Origin of the sequence: Marinobacter sp. NSM, assembly GCF_052380025.1 — a bacterium.
Classification (GTDB): Bacteria; Pseudomonadota; Gammaproteobacteria; order Pseudomonadales; family Oleiphilaceae; genus Marinobacter.
This window is the reverse complement of sequence record NZ_JBQTCK010000004.1, coordinates 297,754-318,812: the sequence shown is the minus strand read 5'-3', so window position 1 is coordinate 318,812 and position 21,059 is coordinate 297,754. Positions and strand designations below refer to the sequence as shown.

The following is a 21,059-nucleotide window of genomic DNA, read 5'->3' as shown; positions in this document are numbered from 1 at the left end:
CCCCCCCCCCCCCCCCCCCCCCCCGCCCCCGCGCCCTGGGGTTCCCTACCCCGGGGGGGTATTTTTTTTGACAAAACTTAAACTCGTTTTGCACACAATTTCTTTTTGCTAAAAAAAAACCCGCCCCGGCATACGTCGATCAGTATTTCGGAGGGGCCCGCCTTTGGATTGCTTCGGGCCGTTATTTCTTTGTTAGGGTAAACACGCTTTCTGCTGCGCCGTTTCTCAAGCCTCTCCTCTTGGCGAAGGGGTTGTCGTGGGCCATGTCGCGTTTGAGTACGTGGTTGACTTCGTAGTCTGCGCTATACAGCTGGAACACTTCTTCATCACTGACGTTGAACGGAGGGCCTTTCATTTCGCTGCTGTCGTAATCGAGGGTGATCAGCAGGATTCTGGTGCCGTCGGGGATGACGGCGGTCAGGTGTTCCACATACCCTTGGCGCATTTCCGGGGGCAGGGCGATGAGTGCTGCGCGGTCGTAGACTAGGCGGATGTGTTTGAGGTCATCGGGCACCAGTTGAAAGAAGTCGCCGCACCAGATTTGCAGGTCGTCGTGCTTGAAGGTGGTAAACGGCTCGCCCGGATGGACTTTGGCTTTTTCGCCGGCTTCTTCGAAGAAGTCTTTGCAGGCGATATCGCTGAGTTCCACGCCGATGACCGGATGGCCACGGTCGTGTAGCCACCACATGTCGTGGGCTTTGCCGCACAGGGGCACGAATACGGCTTCGGTGCCCTGGCCGGCCAGTTCCGGCCAGTGGTCGTGCAGGTACTGGTTTACCGTGCCCTCGTGGAAGCCGATTTGGCTCTTTTCCCAACGTTCGTGCCAGAATTCGTGTTCCATGGTTTGCCTCCCTGAATTTGCTCGTTTTACTCAGTCTACCTTAATCTGTGCGGTTCTTGAGTTGGGAGAAAAGTATGAAAGCGGTATTTCTTGATAGCCAGACCCTTGGCAATGATGTGGATCTGTCGCCGATTGAGCAGGTAACCGGTGGCTTGACGTGTCATGAACGGACAGCCCCCGAGCAGATTCTGGAGAGAATCCAGGGCTTTGACACGGTGCTGGTGAACAAGGTGGTGCTGGGCCGGGCGCATTTTGAGGCTTGCCCGGAACTGAAGATCATTGCGGTGGTGGCCACGGGCCTGAACAACATTGACCTGGCGGCAGCAAAGGATCATGGCATTACCGTGATGAACGTGACCAACTACGGCCGTTCAACCGTGGCTCAGCACACCATGGCGTTGATTCTGGCGCTGGCCACGCGGTTGCTGGATTACAACCGGGATGCCCGCAATGGCAGTTGGGGCAAGAGCGATATGTTCTGCCTGATGGATTACCCGATTATGGAGCTGGAGGGCAAAACCCTGGGCATTGTCGGTTATGGCGACCTGGGCCAGGGCGTGGCGGAACGGGCAAAGGCTTTTGGTATGAACATTGTGCTGGGGTGTCGGCCGGGGCAGGAACCGGGGGAAGTGGATGGCTATCCCCGGATTCCATTGGACGACCTGTTGGTGCAGGCCGACGTGCTTTCTCTGCACTGCCTGCTGACCGATGATACCCGGAATATGATCGGCGAGCGGGAACTGGGGTTGATGAAGCCCTCGGCCTTACTGATCAATACCAGTCGCGGTGGTCTCGTTGATGAGGTGGCGTTGGCGGAGGCCCTGCGCAAAGGCGAGATCGCCGGGGCCGGGTTTGATGTGCTGACTGAGGAGCCGCCTCGCAACGGGAATCCATTGCTGGCGGAGGGTATTCCGAACCTGATTCTTACGCCCCACTCCGCCTGGGCCAGCCGCGAGGCCCGTCAGCGGATTGTGGGGATTACTGCCAGGAATCTGGCGTCGGTTCAGAACTGATAGCCAACGCTGAAGGACGCACCCACCTGGCTCATGCTCAGCTCGATTTGCTGGCCAGGGCCGAGTGGGTTTTCGCCCCGGACGGTCTTGCGCGGTGAGTAGAAGGCCATGCCGGATACCTCAAGGGCTTCGCTGAACCGGTGGGTGAAGCCGCCAGTGACATGCCATTCCTGAACGCCCGGGGCCAGGATGTTGAACAGGACTTCCTCATCCGGGATGGGCTGCTCGCCATAGCTGATTCCTGCGCGCCAGGTTTGTTCGTTGCTCTGTTGCCACTGCCAGCCGAGTTTGACGATGGTCATATCATCCCAGCCGAAGCCCGGGCCGTTATCTGCGCCGAGCTGAGAGTTGGGATCGCCCATGCCGGCCATGCCAAGCGCAGGCAGCATGGGGTTACCGATGCTGTTGATCTCGCTGTAACGGATGTGTTGAACATCCAGCAGCAGCCAGTGGTTCTCGAGTCCGGACCAGGCAATGCCGGCGTTGAACATCTGGGGAATGTCGAAGCCGCCCTGTTCGGCAAACAAGCCTTCGTATTTGCTGAACTCTTCCATCTCAAGGATCGTGCGCCAGCTCAGCCCGGCCCGCAGGGTGTCAGTGATCTTGCCCTGCCAGCCGATTTGCAGGCCATAGCCCCAGGCGTCGTCGGTGCCATTGTTGGAGAGTGCGTCAGAGTTTGACGAAAAGCCCGCGAATGACTGCAGCCCGGTTGCCTTGAACCGCTGATAGGCAATCAGTGGTGAAACACCGATGGCCTGCCCATCGGTAAACTCCCAGGACCAGGTGGGGGCAATGAACAGCTGCTCCAGGTTTACCCCGGTTTTGCCTGCACCAAAGGTGCCGCCGTTCTCGCCACTGTATTCCGTGTTCATCCCGCCATTGGCAAATATGGAAAGGCCAAAGCTGTGGCCGTTGCCCATAGCCCGGTTGTAACCGAAGTGAGGGATTAGGAACGCATCGTTTTCGCTTTGTACGGTTCCCGGCGCCAGATAGAAGGTTTCGCCCGGAATATTCGGAGCGCCACCCTCCACGCCATAACGCCGACGCGGAGAAAACACCTCCAGTCCGCCATCCACGCGACTGCCCACAAACGCCATGCCGGCCGGGTTAGTGGCCGCAGCGATGCTGTCCTGTGACAAGGCAGTACCAGCGCCGGCCATGCCCGCGTTGATGGTGCCATAGCCATGGCTGAAATAGCCGTTGGTGGCCAGTGCGGCAGAGGGGGCGGCGGCAATAAGGGTGGTCGTGGCAAGAATTCTGGACAAGCGCATGGATAAACCCTGTGGAGGTAAAAGTATTCGTTTTTTGAGAACGCTGTTTTACGTTAATTTGGTTATAAGTGGAAGTAACAAAACTTGATATGGTTATATTGTGATTTTGGGAAACGAGCCCGACCCCGACTGTGCTTACGAGGTGGAATCAGCTTGTTTACTGGCATCCGACTGATAAGCTGTAGAAAAGACTGATAAGCAGGACTTTGCGTGGCATCTATTCAAACAAAAGAACGGCTGCAGGCTGCAGAAAACTGGATTCTCGCCAATCCCAATCCACCGCAGAAATGGCCCTGGACCTGGTTGTATAAAACCGGGCGTCCACTGTATGCCATTGTCCGGGATGTGATCAGCGGCCAGCTCACCCTGCATGCCATGAGTCTGGTCTATACCACCCTACTGAGCATTGTGCCGTTGCTGGCCTTGAGTTTTTCGGTGCTCAAAGCGATGGGTGTGCACCAGCGCATGGAGCCGTTGTTGTATCAGTTCTTTGAGCCGATGGGCCCCCAGGGCATCGAGGTGGCAGAGCGTATCCTGGGCTTCGTCGATAACATGAAGGTCGGGGTGCTGGGCTCGGTAGGCCTGGCGTTGCTGGTGTACACGGTTATCTCGTTGGTCCAGAAGATCGAACGTTCGTTCAATATGATCTGGCGTGTGCCCGAAATGCGCTCCATGGCCCAGCGTTTCAGTAATTACCTGAGCGTGATTATGGTGGGGCCCTTGTTGATGGTGTCGGCCATTGGCGTCACGGCCACCATATTCTCCTCAAGCGTTGTCCAGCAGTTCATGGAGATTGAACCATTCGGTTCGCTGATTGTACTGGTCAGCCGCTTTACACCGTTTTTCCTGGTGGTTGGTGCCTTCACGTTTGTCTATGTGTTCATCCCCAATACCCGCGTGAAGCTGCGTTATGCATTTATTGCTGGTTTGGTGGCGGGTATTTCCTGGCAGGCGGCGGGCATGCTGTTTGCGTCTTTCGTAGCCAATTCGACCAAGTACGCGGCGATCTACTCCGGGTTTGCGGTGGGTATTATCCTGCTGATCTGGACCTATCTGAACTGGATGATCCTGCTACTCGGCTCCAGCCTCGCCTTTTACATGCAGAACCCGGGCTCTGTGGCCAAGCGTCAGAACGTGCAGTTGGCTCCGGAACTTCAGGAGCGGGTGGGCCTGGCGCTGATGTGGATGGTGGCCGGACCGTTTAGCCGAGGAGAGCCAGCCCCACAACAAGAAGCGCTGGAGTACGAGTTGCGTGTGCCTGGGGAGATTACACGGAGCATCAGTGACAAGCTGATTCGCGCTGGCCTGCTGAGCCTGGCGGGGCGTAACGGTGATCAACTGGTACCTGGCAAGGCGTTAAACCTGATCACCGTCGGAAGTGTTCTCCAGACCGTTCGCCGGGATGAGGATCGGGTTGTTGACCGGCTTCCAAGCAGCGCCATGCCAGTGCAGTTAAGGGATCTCGTCGGTCACCGTGAGGATGTCAGCTTTGCCGAGCTGTTGGTATCCGGAGAAGGCCCCAAAGGGCAGGATGTGGAAACCGCTAAATCTTCAGGCACCGGCCTGTGAGGCTTTACCTTCCTGCAGCATTCTGAGCAGCGCCTGACGCAACGGTTTGATCTGTTCCGGTGTCAGGTGCACGATCTGCGAGAGGTTGTCTTCAGCGAGGTTACGCTGGCGTGCGTGCCGCAGCACTTCCCGGGTACCCAGCAGCAGCCCGTCCGTCAACGCGGAATGGGGCTGGCGAGGCGCCGGACGTTCCGCCGAGAGCAGCCAGGCGTGATATTTCGGCGGCAGGTTCCAGACATTGGCTAATAACTGGCAGGCATTCCACTGGTGGCGGATCAGCGCTGTACGCAGCACCGCCGGCTCTGGCTCGCTGCCGGCGTTCTGTGAACGGCAGATGCGCCCCAGCTCCCGGCGAATGGTGATGTAGGCGAGAGCGGGCAGCAGTCCCACCATGAAATGTGCGCTGGTGTCGTCGCGGTGAATGCGGGCGATCAGTTCCGCTGCCCGGGCGCAGGTCAGCCCCCAGCGCCAGGCCCTTTGCGCAAACAGCGCTTCACGGCTGTTCCTTGCTGCCATCATCGGGCGCATGACCGCCGCCGAAATAACGTTCCGGATGCCATCCAGTCCCAACACAAACACCGCTTGATCAACCGACTCTATGGTGTTGTCACCAGGCCGGAAGTAGGGGCTGTTGGCTACCTGAAGCAGTTGATCCGTGAGCGATGGGTCGCTCAGGATGATATCGGTAATCTGTTTGCGGTCGGTGGTCTCACTGGACAGCGCCCGCATCAACATGGGCAGGCTGCCGGGCCTGCGCGGCAGCTCTTCCATTTCATTGGTACGCAGTCGGCGTTCCAGTTCAGACAGTAACCGCTCATCCCCGGGGGATTCTGAATGGAGTTTTGCCGGAGGTACGTCCAGCAACCAGCAGAACAGGTGCTCCTCAAGTTGGTGGACCAGGTCGGAGTCTGACGACCGTTGTTCAAGGCTGCTGCTTTGCGCCGGGTTGAACAGGCGTGTCTCGGTGGCAGCCGTGGCGGGTGGTGGCGGCCCAAACAAGCCTGAGATCCAGGAAAAAAAGCCCAGCATCCATTGCCTCCGGATTAACGTGTATTTAAAAGTGACCGTTTACCGGATCAGTATAGTGGCGTTATGCAACCCTGCACAGCCTTGTATAGCATCAGAAAAAGGCTTCTCCGAACACGAACACCAGTTGGCACACGCCGGCCGCGAAGCCCAGGAACGCACCCACTAGAATGAGTTTGATTTCGTCTTCCTGGAAACAGGGGCGCAGCAGATCCTGGAACTCTTCCGATGACAGCGCAACCATCCGTTCAACCATGATCGATTCCACGGCGCGGGCGCGGTCCTGCTCGAAGACGGGATTGTTGAAGGAGCTCTGGGAGATCTGGATGGCTTTCTCGCCCACCTGATTTTTCAGGGTGGCAAAGCCGGTCGGGCCGAAGGCCATCTGGGTCAGGGCTTTGCCCATGCCAGCGGTTTCATCCACCAGGGGTTTGATGTGTTTCTTGACCATATTACGGGCACGGTCGCCCTTCGGGCCTTCAAGGATGGAGTTGATGATGTTGCCCACGGTGAGAATTTCATGGGTCACGATGTGACAGAAAGACTCGGCAACTTCCGGCTGACGCTTGAGAAACAGGCCCTGGAGCCGAAGTGGGCCCACTTTGTGTTCATGAAGCGGTCGGAAGATCACGTTCAGGGCAATCCAGTTGGTGGCCCAGCCCACCAGCAGGCCGAACAAGGGCAGTACCCAGATGGCGGGGTAGAAGTACCAGACGGCCATCTGTATCAAGCCGAACAGGAAACCGAAGTAGAGACCGGAGTTGATGATGAAACGGAACTCTACGTCGCCGCATTCCAGGAAAATGCGGTTGAGCAGTTTTTTGTCGCGAGCCAGGCGCTCGATGACCATGCCTTTGATGTCCAGCAGGTCTTCGATGTTGTCTGAGATGTCGTCAACCAGGTTGTCGACCAGTTGGGGTGTGGATTTGCGAACCCTGTCGTAGACCATTTTGCGGGCGGATGCTGGCAGGTTTTCCCAGAAGGTGGGGTATTCCCGGAGCATGAGTTCGTCTACGTATTCTTCGATGCGTGGGTCGACGGTGTAGATGATGTGGGCGGCCAGGACTTTAGGGTCGATCTGGTTGAAGATTTCCTGGACGGTGCCGATTTTGGAGATGGTGGCGTCGACGCTGATGGCGGCCATCTTTCTGGCTTTGGACGGGATGATGCCTTGCCAGCCGAGCAGGGGTGGTTTGCCGATGAACTCCAGGGGGTAGAAGGTCATTTTGATGGCGAGCCAGTTGGTGGTCCAGCCGATCAGGGCCGCTATCACGGGGATGCTGAGGTATTGCCAAAACTCTGGATTGGTAAGTAGGTCTGTCATCCTGGGCTCTTATTTGTTTTCTTGGGTGCAAGCGGCCGGTTGGGGGACAGGTTTCCAAAACACGCTGTGAATACTTCCCTGTACGCTCTGCTTCGCCATCCATGGCTCCGCAAGGTTTTGGAAACCTGTCCCTCAACCGACCACCCCAGGTTCGGGGCGGTCAGCCAAGTTATGTCTGACACGGATAATGTTAGTCGTCGCCAGATCTGTCAATGACTGCGATGCCCGCAGGTTTGCCAATCAGGGCCACAAACCTCAGCTGCCGATGTCTCCCCACAACCACTGGCAGAGCGCAATCGCCGCAACAGGGGCGGTTTCGGTGCGTAAAACCCGGGGGCCGAGAGCCACGGGCAGAAAGCCATTTTGCTCTGCGAGGTTGATTTCATCAGTGGTCAAACCACCTTCAGGCCCAATCATCAAAGCAAGGCTTTCCGGCTTTGTCAGGGTGTTCAGCGACTGTTCAGTGCGGTGGTGCAGTACCAGGCGCAGGTCACAGGTCTGGCTGTATTGCAGCCACTCGGCGACGGTCATTACTGGCAATATGTTGGGTACCCGGGCGCGGCCGCATTGTTCGGCGGCGCTGATGGCGACTTGTTGCCAGTGGCGCAGGCGTTTTTCTTCACGGTCGCCTTTGAGTTTCACGTCGGAGCGTTCGGTGGTCATGGGCACGATGGTGGTGGCGCCCATTTCGACCGCTTTCTGTACCGCGTAATCCATCCGGTCGCCCTTGGACAGAGTCTGCCCCAGAATGATGTTCAGCGGAGATTCGGTGGTGTTGATTTTTGCCCCGGTTATCTCCACCTGGACGTTTTTCTTGCCCGCTTGGGTGATGATGGCGGTGTAGTCCTGGCCGTCGCCGTTGAACAGGCGCAGTTCCTGGCCTGGTTGCATGCGCAGTACCCGGCCGACGTGGTTGGCGGCGTTTTCGTCAAGCTCGCAGAGGCTGCCCGCTTTGAGTGGGCTGTCGGTGAAGATCCTGGGTATGCGCATGGTTGGCCCTCAACCTTTTACCGCGATGCCGATGCCTTCTGTCGCTACCTGGGCCAGGTGGCGTATCTGGTCTTCGGTGATGACATAGGGAGGCATGAAGTACACCACGTTGCCCAAGGGGCGTAGCAGAGCCTGGCGGGTGAGGGCGTGTTGGTAAACTTTCAGGCCCCGGCGTTCCTGCCAGGGGAACGGGGTTTTGCTGGCTTTGTCTTTGACCATTTCGATGGCCAGGGTCATGCCGTGCTGGCGGATGTCACCAACGTTGGGGTGGTCGGCCAGGTGGGCGACGGATTCAGCCATGCAGCGGGACAGTTGGCGGTTGTTTTCGATGACATTTTCGTCCCGGAAGATGTCCAGGGTGGCCAGGGCTACGGCGCAGCCGATGGGATTGCCGGTGTAGCTGTGGCTGTGCAAAAAGGCCCGCAGGGTTTCGTAGTCGTCGTAAAATGCGTTGTACACGGTTTCGGTGGTGAGCACGGCTGATAGCGGAAGGTAGCCGGCGGTGAGGCCCTTGGACAGGCACATGAAGTCCGGGGTGATGCCAGACTGCTCGCAGGCGAACAGGGTACCGGTGCGGCCGAAGCCTACGGCGATCTCGTCAGCAATCAGGTGCACGTTGTAGCGGTTGCACGCTTCCCGGAGTTTGGTGTGGTAAATCGGGTGGTGCATGCGCATGCCCCCGGCGCACTGGATCAGGGGCTCGACCACCACAGCACAGATTTCATCGTGCCGTTCGGCCAGCAGTTTCTCCATGGCCTCGAACTGGCGCAGGGCGTAGTCTTCGTCGGTTTCGCCCGGTTCTTTGTTATAGGCGTCCGGAGAGGGGGCAGTAAGAACCTCCATCAGCAGAGGCTGGTAGGTGTCTTTATAGAGAGCCACATCACCGAGCGCCAGTGCGCCCAGAGTTTCGCCGTGGTAGCTGTTGCTGAGATTAACGAAGTTCTTCTTGCCGGGTTGCCCCAGATTCTTCCAGTAGTGATAGCTCATTTTCAGGGCGGCTTCGATGGCGGAGGAACCATTGTCGGCGTAGAAGCATTTACTCAGCCCTTCAGGCGTGACCTCGATCAGGCGCTCAGACAGGTTGACCACCGGTTCATGGGTAAACCCGGCCAGAATCACGTGTTCCAGCTGGCCGATCTGTTCCTGGATGGCGGAGTTGATGCGCGGATTGGCGTGGCCGAACAGGTTCACCCACCAGGAGCTGACCGCATCGATGTACCGGTTGCTTTCGAAGTCTTCCAGCCAGACACCTTCGCCACGTTTTATGGGAATTAAAGGCAGGCTCTCGTGGTCCTTCATCTGGGTGCAGGGGTGCCACACGGATTTAAGGTCCCGTGCGACCAGATCGGCATTGCGCATCGTGTTCTCCTGTGTTCCCGGCTGGGGCGTTTTGTTTGAGACTGCACATGATACTTTCCGGAGGTCTCCGTTAACAGCGCTCAGGATGTGATTCAGAGCAGTGACGATGTGTGAACCAGTCGGATGGCTTCCTTGCCAGAAAGGCCCGCTCGGGCGGCCAATGTGAGTAAGTCCGGTGGCAGCAACAATGAAATCAAGATAACAGGAGGCATTTATGGAGCTGACTCTGGAGCATCCCTACGAGGTAGGGCTGAATCAAATCATTGAACGGTTCTTCAGTGAGAATCATATTCGTGAAAAAAACGAGAAACTCGGTTCCCGGAATGTTCGTGTAGCTGAACTGCAACGGGATGATGCCGCGGCCAAGTTAGTCATTGAGAGGGAGATGATGGCCTCAGCCCCGGTGCCAGGGATGTTGGCCAGTTTTCATCGGGAGTGGAATCACGTCCGCCAGGAAGAGCACTGGTTCAAGAAAGATGATGACGAGTGGCACTGCGAGTTCCGTGTGAAGATTGACGGGGTGCCGGCACGAATCAAGGGCATCATGCGTTTGCTGGGCAACGGTAACCGTTGCATCAATTACGTGAACCTGTCGGTTCACTGCGATGTGCCGTTTTTAGGCAAGAAAGTCGCCAAGTTCCTGGCAGAGGACTCCCACGCAAAGATTGAGCGGGAGTACCAGGTTATCCGCCAGTTGTTGTGACCTGGCGGGATTCACATGGATTCAAGCGGGCTGCGTTTTAATCAGCGCGGCAACCGCTCCCAAACCGTAAGTTCAGACAGGCTATGCTGGAACTTGTGCTGGGTTTCACGGATGACAAACGGCACTTTCCTCGGCTCGCCGATGAGCCTGAAGTGCTGGCCAAGGTGCTCCTTCAGCCCATCCAGTGTGGTGTGGTTTTCGCCGTCTTTCTTATAACCACCAATCCACTCTTCCTTGGGTGTGTGCTCTTCCAGCCAGGTGTAAGGTGACGCAATCACCAGGAGCCCGCCGTCGTTAATGCGTTCATGGATGTTGTCCAGGAAACGACGCGGCTTGTACAGGCGGTCAATCAGGTTAGCGGCCAACACCAGATCATAACCGGTAAACTGGGGCTTCAGGTTGCAGGCATCGCCCTGATAGAACGACACGCGACTGGCACTACCGTCCAACCCGAGCTCTTTGAGCGTCCGGGTATGGTAGCTGACCAGCTCGCCCTCTTCTGCCAGTTCATAACGAACGGACCCTTGCTCGGCCATCTCTACACCAAGGCGTATGAAGTTCGCTGAAAAATCAACGCCTTCCACTGTGTCGAAAACGTTCGCCAGTTCAAAGCTTGAACGACCGCATGCGCAGCCGAGGTCCAGGGCTTTGGTTTTCGGTTTGCCTGACATGGCCTCCAGTGCCAGGTCTGCCATGGTTTTCGGGAAGTTTTCGACGCCATACCAGCGGTCGCCGAAATGGAATTCGGCATACTCGGTGAGCAAACGGTCGCTTTCGTAATAGGCATTGGGTTGAACGGCCTCGGCCTCGGAGGCAATGTATCTGAAGCCGGCGTGTTGGAAAAAGTGGCGTCTAAAAGCGTATCGGGCTGACAATCTTGTCTCGTTTCCACAGGAAATCCAGGAGCCGCCTTTGATCAGGTTGTGCTGGCCATCAAAGGTGGGTGTTGTGAAATCGTCGTAAAGCGGGTGTACCTTGAAGTCGTCAAAAGGGTAGGTGGGGGTTTCGGTCCACTGCCAGACGTTACCCACCACATCAAACCACTCCCCGTGCCGGAACCGGGTGACAGGGCAAGACGACGCGCCATGGTCAAGGTGCAGGTTGGCACTGGCTGGCGCTTCACTCACTTCAGACACCCCGGCTACGGAACACAACCGGTGCCATTCATCTTCCGTAGGCAGGCGAATGGGCTGGCCGGTCTGCTCCCGCTTCCATTCACAAAAGGCCTTGGCCTCATGGTAGTTGACCTCGACCGGCCAATCCCAGGGCATTTCGACCTCTTGCGTCATCAAGCGCAGGTGCCAGCCGTTTCGCCAGCACCAGAAAGTCGGGTGCTGGGCGCTAGTGAACTGCCGCCATGATAGCCCTTCTTCGCTCCAATGCTGGTCCTGTTGGTAACCGCCCGCCTCAACGAATTCCAGAAACTCCTGATTGCTGACCAGGTACTGGCTGGCTTTGAATTCGTCGATATTAGCCTGGTGCTGGCCGTACTCGTTGTCCCAGCCGTACCAGGAGTCGTCGAAGGGTTTGCCAATACGGATGTTACCGGCGGGAACCGTGATCAGCGTATTGTCGGGCGCCTCGCCGGTCTCTTGAACCGGTGCCCATTCCGGCTGTGCCTGCACGCGGGCAAGCTCGTGTTGCCGAATCAGCACGGAAGAGGTTTCAAGATGGATTCGCTCGTGCTCAACCCCCATAACGATCGGCCACCAGGAGCTCTCCCAGTTGATCGGTAGGTTCAGAGGTAAAGAGTCAATCAACGCCAGCACGGTCGACCGCACCTTGGCGCGATAGTCCATGACTTCTTCAACACTGGGCCAGTCGTAGTGATCGTCGTTCAGGTCATCCCAGCTCATTTCGTCCACGCCAACGGCAAAGACGGATTCCATACGCGGATCAATTCGCTCCGGCAGCAGCTTGGCCAGCACCAGTTTGTTGATAAAGAACGTGGCGGTGTGGCCCAGATAAAAAATAAGCGGGTGTCTCAGCGGGATGGACTTCTGAAAATAGCCCGCATCGTCGGCCAGGCAGCGAAACAGGCGAGTATAGACATCAAACGTGTTGGTGAAATAAGCAGCAATTTCTGCGCGCTTCTCAGCAGGGGAGCCTTCGTCGAGTTTGGGGGTTCTGAGCAGCTTTGGTAAGGATTCGGAAGATTCGCTGAGTTGAGTTTTGACTTCTTCTTGAGTTGACGAGTGCATCTTCGAACAGTTTCCTTAATGTGTTTGATAACGTCCTATACGGCCGTTGCTGAACTTGTGGTTCATTCCTATGTGACAAAGTAGCACAAGGATAGTCGGTTATTTTGTGATGCCTTATCGCCATTGCTGCGTACTTAGTAGCTAATTCGTGCAAGATCACGAACTTTCCTGTAGCCTGCGCGGCTTTTTCTTCGAGAGGCATCACTCATGACAGCGACATCGTCCAGTCCCGTCACACGGGATAAATCCAGCGCCCTGGCCGACAGTGATCCGGTGGTTCTAATCCTTACCATTGGCTTTATCCTATTGTTCGTCGGAGCCTCAATCATCAATAGCGAATCGGTTACTAGCCTCATTGGCGCCGGTTTTACCTGGACCGCAAAGTATTTGGGCTCCTTTTTTCAGTTGCTCCTGCTCCTCACATTTTTTATCGCCATTGGCACGGCTCTCAGCCGCGCAGGGTCCGCACGCGTCGGCGGCCTTGACCGACCTCAGATTAGCCGCTTTCGTTGGTTATCAATGATTATGTGCACCCTGCTGGCGGGTGGTGGTGTGTTCTTCGCCGCAGGCGAGCCGGTTTACCATTTTGTGGTGACGCCGCCGGCGTCAAACACCGAGGCTGGCACGGCTGAGGCGGTTGCGCCGGCCATGGCCCAGGCGTTTACCCACTGGGGCTTTCTGGCCTGGGCGGTGCTGGGGTCCCTGACAGCTCTGGTTCTGACCCGAGCTCACTACGGCCAGGGAAAACCACTGCAACCCCGCACGTTGCTGTATCCGGTGTTTGGTGAAAAGGTTATTCAGGGGCGGCTTGGGGGCATCGTTGATGCGTTTTGTGTGATTGCCGTGGTGGCGGGCACCGTTGGGCCCATAGGCTTCCTTGCCACGCAGATGAGCTTTGGCTTGCACGAGCTGTTCGGTGTGACCGATGGCTACGGCACCCAGCTCACGGTACTTGTTGTACTGGCGGGAGTTTATATGACATCTGCGATGACCGGGTTGCACAAAGGCATCCAGCTGCTTAGCCGTTTTAACGTGCTGCTTGCCCTGGCCATTGCGGCTGTGATTTTCATCTTTGGTCCAACGCTGTTTCTGGCAAACACCTATACCCAGTCCATGGGCGAATATGTCACATCATTCTTCGCCATGGCCACCATGACTGCGCAAACGGCACCAGACTGGTGGATGAAATGGTGGACGGTATTCTTCTTCGCCTGGTTTATCGGCTACACACCTTTGATGGCCGTCTTCGTTGCCAGAATTTCCCGTGGACGGACCGTGCGGGAAATGATTCTTGCAGTGGCTGTGCTGGCGCCAATTGCCACCACTATCTGGTTCACCCTGCTGGGTGGTTCCGGTATCTATCACCAATTAGCTGGCACGTTTGATCTGACAGAGGCACTGAACAGTTTTCGCTTTGACGTCGCAACCCTGACCGTGGCCCAGGCGCTCCCCGGTGGTACCTGGATGGCTGCCGCTATTTTGCTGCTGACAACGATTTTTGTGGCCACCACGGGTGATTCCATGAGCTATGCCATTGCGATGGTGGGTGCTGGTCACGATGAACCCAGCCCCTGGATCCGGGTATTCTGGGGAGGCGCCATGGCCCTGATGGCCGCCATCCTGCTATACATGGGGGCAGGCCAGATCGGAGTGCTACAACAATTTATTGTGCTCACAGCGATACCGGTATCCCTGATTATCCTTCCTTCACTCTGGACGGGCCCCAAAGCCGCAATGGCCATGGCGAGGGAGCAAGGGCTGGTGTAGTCTCTGGTTCAGACTAAACGAGAACAACAACCCGTTAACGCAAGGAATACTGGTTATGTCTGCACAGACTGTCTGGATTACCGGAGCTTCCTCCGGCATCGGCGAAGCACTTGCTCTGCAATATGCTAAACATGGTGCGCTCCTGGTGTTATCTGCGCGGCGAGAAAGTGAGTTGGAGCGAGTTGCGAGTCGTTGCCGGGATGCTGGTTTGGCCGCTGATGACGTCCTTGTGCTCCCGTTGGATGTGACCGACTGGAACTCCCTGTCCGGTGCGGTTCAGGCGGTGCTGGATGCTTTCGGTACCATCGATCTTCTGGTCAACAACGCAGGCGTATCTCAACGCTCTTTGTGCAAAGATACCGACATGTCGGTCTATCAGAAGCTGATGGACGTGGATGTGATGGGGCAGATTGCGCTCACCAAAGCTGTGCTGCCGCATATGCTGGAGCGCGGTGCCGGGCACCTGGCAGTGACCGCCAGTGTGGCCGGCAAGGTCGGTGCCCCCATGAGAACCGGGTATTGCGCTGCCAAGCACGCGGTGATGGGCTTTTTCGATGCATTGCGGGCGGAAGTAGAAGGCGAGGGCGTTCAGGTTTCCACCATTACGCCGGGCTTTATTCGTACCGACATTTCCCGTAATGCCCTCTCCGGTGATGGTTCTGCCTACGGTGAGGAAGACGCGGATATTGCCGGGGGCATGGATGTGAATGAATGCGCTGAGGTGGTTTTCAAGGGCCTTCAGGCGAAGAAACGAGAGATTCCCGTAGGCAAGGGCAAGGAAATGGCGGCGCTGTGGGTCAAGCGGCTGTCGCCGGAATTGCTGTTCCGCCTTGCAAGAGCTTGATTACACAGGCCCCGATCACCGGTGTGAGAGTGGTCGGGGCCTGTGTGGTGTGTCAGTGCGCCAACACCCGTGACAAAAACGCCTGGGTACGTTCGTTCTGGGGGTTGTCGAAGACATCATCGGGCCTGCCTTCCTCAACAATCTGCCCCTCATGAATGTAGATCACCCGGTCTGCAACCTCGCGAGCAAATCCCATTTCATGGGTAACCACCATCATGGTCATGCCTTCCTTGGCCAGCTCCCGCATGACGTCCAGTACCTCCCCGATCATTTCCGGATCCAGGGCAGAGGTGGGCTCGTCGAACAGCATCAGCCGGGGTTCCATGGCCAGGGCCCGGGCGATGGCCACCCGTTGCTGCTGGCCGCCGGATAGCTGGCTGGGATACTTGTCGGCCTGGTTGCCGATGCCCACCCGGTCCAGCAAGCGCTCTGCGGTGGCGTTGGCCACTACCTGGGACGCCTTTTTGACTTTCATGGGGGCCAGCATGATGTTCTTCCGTACCGTCAGATGCGGGAACAGATTGAATTGCTGGAACACCATGCCCACTTCCTTGCGTATTTCCGACAGCGCCTGCTGGTTGCCGCCCTTGGGGGCAAGCTTCTGGTTATCCACTTCCAGTACGCCGGATTCATACTCCTCAAGGCCGTTTACGCAGCGGATCAACGTGGACTTGCCGGAGCCACTGGCACCGATAATCACCACCACTTCGCCCTGCTCAACGGCCAGGTCAATATCCTTCAAGACATGCAGCTTGCCGAAGTGCTTGTTCATGCCCTTCATCTTTACAATCTGAGTCATTTTTCAGGCTCCTTCAGGCAGACGCAACGCCACGGCGCTCAAGCAAACGCAGGAGCAGGGACAGGGTCAGGGTGATCGCCAGGTACATCAGTGCCACCACAAAATATACCTCGAAGGCCGTGAAGGTATTGGCAATATACACCTGGCCCTGGCGGACCAGTTCCCCTACACCAATAACCGAGAACAGGGAGGTGTCCTTGATGCTGACGATGCCCTGGTTACCCAGTGGTGGAATCATGCGCCGGAAGGCCTGGGGCCAAATAATGGACCAGAAAGTCTGGGTGCGTGACAGGCCCAGAGACAGGCCGGCTTCGGTCTGGCCCCTGTCGATAGACTGCACGCCACCGCGCACCACTTCGGATATGTAAGCGCCGGAATTGAGAGCGATAGCTGCAATGCCCGCGGTCAAAGGGTCTATCGGACGACCCACCAGGTCGGGCAGGCCGTAGAAGATGAACAGAACCTGAACCAGAATCGGGGTGCCGCGAAAAATCTCGATATAAGCAATGGCAGGCCAGCGCAGTAACCAGCTCTTGTTGATGCTGAGCAAACCGAACAGTATGCCCAGCACAAAACCGATGGCCAGGCCGCCGAAGGAAATCATCAGGGTGTAGGGGATGCCCTTGGCCAAAAATGGAATGGCATGGATTGCCGCCTGCCAGTCAAACTGAAACTGGAATTCCACAGTGTAAGTCTCCGTTGGGTTGGGAGGAACCGGTCAGGGCATTGTGCGCCCTGACCGGAACGGATGGCGAGTTACTTCTCTTCCGGCATGGGGCCGAACCATTTCTCATAAATGGTCTTGTAGGTGCCGTCTTCCATGATGGATGCCAGTGCTTCGTTGACCGGGCCAACCCATTCACTGCCTTTTTTCAGGGCAATGCCGTACTGCTGGCCTTCGTACAGCTGGCCCACGGTCTTAACCCGGCCTTCGCCGCGGGTGCTGGCAAAGTAGCCGACGTTGGGTGCGTCGTAGAAGACGGCGTCAATGGCACGGGACATCAGCGCCATGTACATATCGGAGCTGCCCGGGTAAGGCGTAACACCGTCATTGCTATCCAGGTTCTGCATCAGGAAATCGTAACTGGTGCTACCGATCTTGGTGCCAACTTTCTTGCCCTCGAGATCAGAAAGCTCATCGACATCGCTGTTGTTTGCTCGCACCAGAATCCGCAGGCCGGAGTCGTAATACGGGTCAGAGAAGTCGACAATCTGGCTGCGCTCTTCGGTGATGGTAATGCCGGCGATAGCGATATCCACGTTGCCGGTTTGCAGGGCCGGGATAATACCATTGAAATCCATGGTGTTCAGGTTGTAGTCAAAGCCTGCACGCTCGGCCACTTCGGAGATAATGTCCATGTCGAAGCCGATCATTTCCCCGGTTTCCTGGTCCATCATCTCGAATGGGACGAAACTGGGGTCTGTAACCACTCGGAGGGTTTCGGCATTTACCGCGGTTGCCGCAACCGACAGTGCCAGACCAGCGCCCAGTGTTTTCAGCCATTTCGTGCTCATGTGTTCTCCTTTCTGTTTTTTGTGCTCCGTTTGCCCGGTAAGGCAATCCGCGCAGGTGACCGCTTTTAGCGCTTGCCTTGCGGGGAGCGTTGATGGGGATACATCAGAAACAGACTAGACCAGAATCGGAGGATTTGCAGGAAATCAGATGGTTATGGTGACAGGAGATGGAAAGAAGCCCCTTGCCAGTGGGCAGGGGGCTTTTGGCGAGCAGATCAGAACGCGATCTTCTCCCGGTCGCTGATGCCCAGATTTTTCCAGATGGAGATGCTGGGTTCAGCCTGGTTCAGGGTGTAGAAGTGCAACCCCGGAGCCCCGGCTTTCAGCAGCTTCTCGCACATGGCGGTGACCACTTCCTCTCCGAACTTGCGGATACTGTCGGTGTCGTCGCCGTAAGCTTCTAGTTGTTTGCGGATCCAGCGGGGGATTTCCGCGCCGCACATATCAGAGAACCGCACCAGGCTGGAGAAGTTGACGATGGGCATGATGCCCGGCACCACCGGAATGGTGACATTCATCTTCTCCAACCGGTCGATGAAGTAGAAGTAACTGTCGGCATTGAAGAAATACTGGGTAATGGCGCTGTTGGCGCCGGCTTGTACCTTCCGCGCGAAGTTCTTCAGATCTTCCTCGGCGTTACGGGCCTGGGGGTGAAATTCCGGGTAGGCGGCCACTTCCAGATTGAAGTGATTACCGCTGTGCTCCCGAATGAATTCCACCAGTTCGTTGGCGTAACGCAGCTCACCGGAGGCCCCCATGCCCGAGGGCAGGTCGCCGCGCAGGGCGACGATCCGGTTGATGCCATTTTCCTTGTACACATCCAGCAGTTCGCCGATCTCTGCGCGGGTACCACCCACGCAGGACAGGTGTGGTGCTGTTGAGATGCCCTGCTTGTGCAGGTTCAGTACCGTTTCAATGGTGCGGTCCCGGGTGGAACCACCGGCACCGAAAGTGACCGAGAAAAAATCCGGGTTCACCTCGGCCAGCTGGTTGCGCACCGCCTGCAGCTTCTCCTTGCCCTGATCCGTCTTGGGCGGGAAAAACTCGAAACTGAAGCGGCGCTTGAATTGCTTCTGGGATTCCATGTTCGTTTCCGATTAGTACCTGTAGCTTTCCGGCTTGTACGGGCCTTCGACCGGTACACCGATGTATTTCGCCTGGTCCGGAGTCATCTTGGTGATCACGCCACCAAAACCTTCCACCATGGCGCGGGCCACTTCTTCGTCAAGCTGCTTGGGCAGTACCTGAACGTAAACGCCCTTGGCCTTGGAGTCTTCCGGCAGGTCAGCAAACTTGCGCTCGAACAGATACATCTGGGCCAGCACCTGGTTGGCGAAGGAGCCATCCATGATCCGGGACGGATGACCGGTGGCGTTGCCCAGGTTCACCAGGCGGCCTTCAGACAGCAGGATCAGGTGGTCATTGGCGGCCTTGTCACGGTACACCACGTGCACCTGTGGTTTGACCTCGTCCCACTCCCAATTTTTGCGCATGTAGGCGGTGTCGATTTCGTTGTCGAAGTGGCCGATGTTGCACACCACGGCACCGTTCTTAAGGGCCTTGAGCATGTTGGCATCGCACACGTTGACGTTACCGGTGGTGGTCACCAGCAGGTCGGTAGTGCCCAGTAGCTCGGTGTTGATACCCTGCTCGGTGCCGGTGTTGATGCCATCAATGTACGGAGATACCACTTCGAAGCCGTCCATGCAGGCCTGCATGGCGCAGATCGGGTCGGCTTCGGTGACCTTCACGATCATGCCTTCCTGGCGCAGGGAAGCGGCAGAGCCCTTGCCCACGTCACCGTAGCCGATTACCAGGGCCTTTTTGCCCGACAGCAAGTGGTCGGTGGCGCGTTTGATGGCGTCGTTGAGGCTGTGACGACAACCGTATTTGTTGTCGTTTTTGGCCTTGGTGACAGAATCGTTGACGTTGATCGCAGGGATTTTCAGTGTGCCGTCGCGCAGCATTTCCTGAAGGCGATGAACACCGGTGGTGGTTTCTTCAGTCACACCGTGCAGGTTGCTGATGATGTCCGGGTACTCGTTATGCAGCAGTTCAGTGAGGTCGCCACCGTCGTCGAGCACCATGTTCGGTTTCCAGTCCGCGATGTCGGCGCCAACGGTGCGATGCAGACACCATTCGTATTCCTCGTCGGTCTCGCCCTTCCAGGCGAATACTGGGATACCAGCGGCTGCGATGGCTGCTGCCGCCTGGTCCTGGGTAGAGAAGATGTTGCACGAGGACCAGCGCACGTTAGCGCCCAGTTCCACCAGGGTTTCAATCAACACCGCGGTCTGGATGGTCATGTGGATACAGCCCATGATGTTGGCGCCTTTCAGCGGCTGCTCGGCTTTGTACTTCTCGCGCAGTTTCATCAGGGCGGGCATTTCGCCTTCGGCGATCTTGATTTCCTTACGGCCCCAGTCGGCGAGGGTGATGTCGCGGACTTTGTAGTCGTCAAACTGTTGCAGTTTTTCTGCGGGGTTGCTCATTGATGTTCTCCTGTCAGCTTTCTTTGGGCGTAATCGTTGTTTTGAATACGCCCGCGAATTCAGATTGGCCTATCAGATACCAGCGGCATCTTTCAGAGCCGCAGCGCGGTCGGTCTTCTCCCATGGGAACGCGGTGAAGGTCTTGCCGCCAACGGTCATCTCGTACGGATTACGGCCGAAGTGGCCGTAGGCTGCCGTGGCCCGGTACATCGGGTGCAGCAGGTCCAGCATGTTGGTGATCGCATACGGGCGCAGGTCAAAGTGTGCGCGTACCAGGTCGATGATCTTGTCGTCGCTGATCTTGCCAGTGCCGAAGGTGTTCAAAGAAATGGAAGTCGGCTGGGCTACACCGATGGCGTAGGACACCTGAATCTCGCACTTCTCGGCCAGGCCGGCGGCCACGATGTTCTTGGCCACGTAACGGCCGGCGTAGGCGGCGGAACGGTCAACCTTGGACGGATCTTTGCCGGAGAACGCACCGCCACCGTGACGGGCCATGCCGCCGTAGGTGTCTACGATGATCTTACGGCCGGTCAGGCCGCAGTCACCCACCGGGCCACCGATCACAAACTTGCCGGTCGGGTTGATGTGGAACTGGGTGTCTTTGTGAAGCAGTTCTTCCGGCAGCGTGTGCTTGACGATGAGCTCCATCGCCGCTTCTTTCAGGTCTTCCTGGGTCACGTCCGGATCGTGCTGGGTGGACAGAACCACGGCATCGATACCCACAACCTGGCCGTTCTCGTAGCGGCAGGTCACCTGGCTCTTGGCATCCGGGCGCAACCACGGCAGCAGGCCGCTCTTGCGGGCTTCGGCTTGGCGCTGTACCAGTCGGTGAGAGAAGGTGATCGGGGCCGGCATCAGCACGTCGGTTTCGTTGCTGGCGTAGCCGAACATCAGGCCCTGGTCACCGGCGCCCTGGTCTTCCGGCTTCTGGCGGTCAACGCCCTGGGCGATGTCGACAGACTGCTTGCCGATGATATTGATCACACCACAGGTGTCGCCGTCATAACCCACGTCTGAGGAGGTGTAGCCGATGTCTTTGATCACACCGCGCACCAGGTCTTCCAGATCTACCCAGGCGCTGGTGGTGATTTCACCGCCAACGATGGCAACGCCGGTCTTGACCATGGTTTCACAGGCCACGCGGGCGTGTGGGTCGTCGGCCAGGATGGCGTCCAGAACCGTGTCGGAAATCTGGTCGGCCAGTTTGTCCGGGTGGCCTTCAGAGACCGATTCGGAAGTGAAGATGTTGTAGTCAGACATAGCTATGCTCCTTTGTGAGCGTTTTCAAAGTCGGTGTACGTATTTTTACGTACGGCAATATCAAAGTTTTTTGATGTTCCAG

19 protein-coding genes are annotated in these 21,059 nt (G+C 57.2%); 5 read left to right on the top strand and 14 right to left on the bottom strand.

The window, feature by feature from the left end; all coding sequences use genetic code 11:
* Positions 1-181: 181 nt before the first annotated feature.
* On the bottom strand, positions 182-841 hold the full coding sequence (tmpT, locus tag ACTZWX_RS11905) for a thiopurine S-methyltransferase (protein ID WP_444714114.1): 660 nt from the start codon (positions 839-841) through the stop codon (positions 182-184).
* A gap of 74 nt (positions 842-915) precedes the next feature.
* On the opposite strand from tmpT, the gene ACTZWX_RS11900 reads away from it, so the two are divergent.
* Positions 916-1,854, top strand: a complete 939-nt coding sequence (locus tag ACTZWX_RS11900) for a D-2-hydroxyacid dehydrogenase (protein WP_444714113.1) — start codon at positions 916-918, stop codon at positions 1,852-1,854.
* On the opposite strand, the gene ACTZWX_RS11895 is transcribed toward ACTZWX_RS11900, so the two are convergent.
* The gene (locus tag ACTZWX_RS11895) at positions 1,845-3,125 is read right to left on the bottom strand and encodes an OmpP1/FadL family transporter (protein WP_444714112.1); all 1,281 of its coding nucleotides are present in this window, start codon (positions 3,123-3,125) and stop codon (positions 1,845-1,847) included. The two genes, ACTZWX_RS11900 and ACTZWX_RS11895, sit on opposite strands and share 10 nt — an antisense overlap.
* Before the next feature lie 210 nt (positions 3,126-3,335).
* Between ACTZWX_RS11895 and ACTZWX_RS11890 the strand changes: the two genes are divergently transcribed.
* Positions 3,336-4,694, top strand: coding sequence for a YihY/virulence factor BrkB family protein (locus tag ACTZWX_RS11890; RefSeq protein WP_444714111.1), 1,359 nt, complete (start codon positions 3,336-3,338; stop codon positions 4,692-4,694).
* Here ACTZWX_RS11890 and ACTZWX_RS11885 read toward each other — a convergent pair.
* The 4 genes from ACTZWX_RS11885 to ACTZWX_RS11870 all read right to left on the bottom strand — a co-directional run bounded on the left by ACTZWX_RS11885 (position 4,677) and on the right by ACTZWX_RS11870 (position 9,393).
* Complete coding sequence (locus ACTZWX_RS11885; RefSeq protein WP_444714110.1) at positions 4,677-5,723, bottom strand: HDOD domain-containing protein; 1,047 nt, start codon at positions 5,721-5,723, stop codon at positions 4,677-4,679. The two genes, ACTZWX_RS11890 and ACTZWX_RS11885, sit on opposite strands and share 18 nt — an antisense overlap.
* A gap of 91 nt (positions 5,724-5,814) precedes the next feature.
* Positions 5,815-7,044 carry a DUF445 domain-containing protein gene (locus ACTZWX_RS11880; RefSeq protein WP_444714109.1) on the bottom strand — a complete coding sequence of 410 codons (1,230 nt, stop codon included), beginning with the start codon at positions 7,042-7,044 and terminating at the stop codon, positions 5,815-5,817.
* Positions 7,045-7,299: 255 nt separating this feature from the next.
* The gene (locus ACTZWX_RS11875; protein ID WP_444714108.1) at positions 7,300-8,034 is read right to left on the bottom strand and encodes a 16S rRNA (uracil(1498)-N(3))-methyltransferase; all 735 of its coding nucleotides are present in this window, start codon (positions 8,032-8,034) and stop codon (positions 7,300-7,302) included.
* A gap of 9 nt (positions 8,035-8,043) precedes the next feature.
* Positions 8,044-9,393, bottom strand: coding sequence for an adenosylmethionine--8-amino-7-oxononanoate transaminase (locus ACTZWX_RS11870; protein ID WP_444714107.1), 1,350 nt, complete (start codon positions 9,391-9,393; stop codon positions 8,044-8,046).
* A gap of 214 nt (positions 9,394-9,607) precedes the next feature.
* On the opposite strand from ACTZWX_RS11870, the gene ACTZWX_RS11865 reads away from it, so the two are divergent.
* A complete protein-coding gene (locus tag ACTZWX_RS11865) occupies positions 9,608-10,096 on the top strand; it encodes a DUF2505 domain-containing protein (protein ID WP_444714106.1) in 489 nt (162 codons plus the stop codon).
* Between the two features lie 41 nt (positions 10,097-10,137).
* On the opposite strand, the gene ovoA is transcribed toward ACTZWX_RS11865, so the two are convergent.
* Positions 10,138-12,297 (bottom strand): 5-histidylcysteine sulfoxide synthase, encoded by a 2,160-nt coding sequence (gene ovoA, locus ACTZWX_RS11860; protein WP_444714105.1) that lies wholly within the window; start codon positions 12,295-12,297, stop codon positions 10,138-10,140.
* 134 nt (positions 12,298-12,431) lie between these two features.
* Positions 12,432-12,590: a hypothetical protein gene (locus ACTZWX_RS11855; protein ID WP_444714123.1), complete on the bottom strand. Its 159-nt coding sequence runs from the start codon at positions 12,588-12,590 to the stop codon at positions 12,432-12,434.
* Here ACTZWX_RS11855 and ACTZWX_RS11850 point away from each other — a divergent pair.
* A complete protein-coding gene (locus ACTZWX_RS11850; protein WP_444714122.1) occupies positions 12,571-14,064 on the top strand; it encodes a BCCT family transporter in 1,494 nt (497 codons plus the stop codon). The two genes, ACTZWX_RS11855 and ACTZWX_RS11850, sit on opposite strands and share 20 nt — an antisense overlap.
* Before the next feature lie 55 nt (positions 14,065-14,119).
* Positions 14,120-14,908, top strand: a complete 789-nt coding sequence (locus tag ACTZWX_RS11845; protein ID WP_444714104.1) for an SDR family oxidoreductase — start codon at positions 14,120-14,122, stop codon at positions 14,906-14,908.
* A gap of 52 nt (positions 14,909-14,960) precedes the next feature.
* Here the strand turns inward: ACTZWX_RS11845 and ACTZWX_RS11840 are convergent, their stop codons facing one another.
* The 6 genes from ACTZWX_RS11840 to metK form a co-directional block, all read right to left on the bottom strand.
* Positions 14,961-15,707 carry an amino acid ABC transporter ATP-binding protein gene (locus tag ACTZWX_RS11840; protein ID WP_444714103.1) on the bottom strand — a complete coding sequence of 249 codons (747 nt, stop codon included), beginning with the start codon at positions 15,705-15,707 and terminating at the stop codon, positions 14,961-14,963.
* Between the two features lie 13 nt (positions 15,708-15,720).
* Positions 15,721-16,392 carry an amino acid ABC transporter permease gene (locus ACTZWX_RS11835; protein ID WP_444714102.1) on the bottom strand — a complete coding sequence of 224 codons (672 nt, stop codon included), beginning with the start codon at positions 16,390-16,392 and terminating at the stop codon, positions 15,721-15,723.
* Between the two features lie 71 nt (positions 16,393-16,463).
* Positions 16,464-17,222 carry a transporter substrate-binding domain-containing protein gene (locus ACTZWX_RS11830; protein ID WP_444714101.1) on the bottom strand — a complete coding sequence of 253 codons (759 nt, stop codon included), beginning with the start codon at positions 17,220-17,222 and terminating at the stop codon, positions 16,464-16,466.
* 215 nt (positions 17,223-17,437) lie between these two features.
* Positions 17,438-18,307, bottom strand: coding sequence for a methylenetetrahydrofolate reductase [NAD(P)H] (gene metF / locus ACTZWX_RS11825; protein ID WP_444714100.1), 870 nt, complete (start codon positions 18,305-18,307; stop codon positions 17,438-17,440).
* 12 nt (positions 18,308-18,319) lie between these two features.
* Complete coding sequence (ahcY, locus tag ACTZWX_RS11820; RefSeq protein ID WP_444714099.1) at positions 18,320-19,714, bottom strand: adenosylhomocysteinase; 1,395 nt, start codon at positions 19,712-19,714, stop codon at positions 18,320-18,322.
* 72 nt (positions 19,715-19,786) lie between these two features.
* Positions 19,787-20,977, bottom strand: coding sequence for a methionine adenosyltransferase (metK, locus tag ACTZWX_RS11815; protein WP_444714098.1), 1,191 nt, complete (start codon positions 20,975-20,977; stop codon positions 19,787-19,789).
* Between the last annotated feature and the right edge of the window lie 82 nt (positions 20,978-21,059).

Bases quoted from the DNA above. Each gene is read 5' to 3' on its own strand.
- ACTZWX_RS11870 (WP_444714107.1), bottom strand. From the start codon at position 9,393: ATGCGCAATGCCGATCTGGTCGCACGGGACCTTAAATCCGTGTGGCAC.
- ACTZWX_RS11885 (WP_444714110.1), bottom strand. From the start codon at position 5,723: ATGCTGGGCTTTTTTTCCTGGATCTCAGGCTTGTTTGGGCCGCCACCA.
- ACTZWX_RS11880 (WP_444714109.1), bottom strand. From the start codon at position 7,044: ATGACAGACCTACTTACCAATCCAGAGTTTTGGCAATACCTCAGCATC.
- ovoA (WP_444714105.1), bottom strand. From the start codon at position 12,297: ATGCACTCGTCAACTCAAGAAGAAGTCAAAACTCAACTCAGCGAATCT.
- metF (WP_444714100.1), bottom strand. From the start codon at position 18,307: ATGGAATCCCAGAAGCAATTCAAGCGCCGCTTCAGTTTCGAGTTTTTC.
- ACTZWX_RS11855 (WP_444714123.1), bottom strand. From the start codon at position 12,590: ATGGTAAGGATTAGAACCACCGGATCACTGTCGGCCAGGGCGCTGGAT.
- ACTZWX_RS11875 (WP_444714108.1), bottom strand. From the start codon at position 8,034: ATGCGCATACCCAGGATCTTCACCGACAGCCCACTCAAAGCGGGCAGC.
- ahcY (WP_444714099.1), bottom strand. From the start codon at position 19,714: ATGAGCAACCCCGCAGAAAAACTGCAACAGTTTGACGACTACAAAGTC.
- ACTZWX_RS11900 (WP_444714113.1), top strand. From the start codon at position 916: ATGAAAGCGGTATTTCTTGATAGCCAGACCCTTGGCAATGATGTGGAT.
- ACTZWX_RS11840 (WP_444714103.1), bottom strand. From the start codon at position 15,707: ATGACTCAGATTGTAAAGATGAAGGGCATGAACAAGCACTTCGGCAAG.
- ACTZWX_RS11845 (WP_444714104.1), top strand. From the start codon at position 14,120: ATGTCTGCACAGACTGTCTGGATTACCGGAGCTTCCTCCGGCATCGGC.
- ACTZWX_RS11865 (WP_444714106.1), top strand. From the start codon at position 9,608: ATGGAGCTGACTCTGGAGCATCCCTACGAGGTAGGGCTGAATCAAATC.
- metK (WP_444714098.1), bottom strand. From the start codon at position 20,977: ATGTCTGACTACAACATCTTCACTTCCGAATCGGTCTCTGAAGGCCAC.
- ACTZWX_RS11830 (WP_444714101.1), bottom strand. From the start codon at position 17,222: ATGAGCACGAAATGGCTGAAAACACTGGGCGCTGGTCTGGCACTGTCG.
- ACTZWX_RS11895 (WP_444714112.1), bottom strand. From the start codon at position 3,125: ATGCGCTTGTCCAGAATTCTTGCCACGACCACCCTTATTGCCGCCGCC.
- tmpT (WP_444714114.1), bottom strand. From the start codon at position 841: ATGGAACACGAATTCTGGCACGAACGTTGGGAAAAGAGCCAAATCGGC.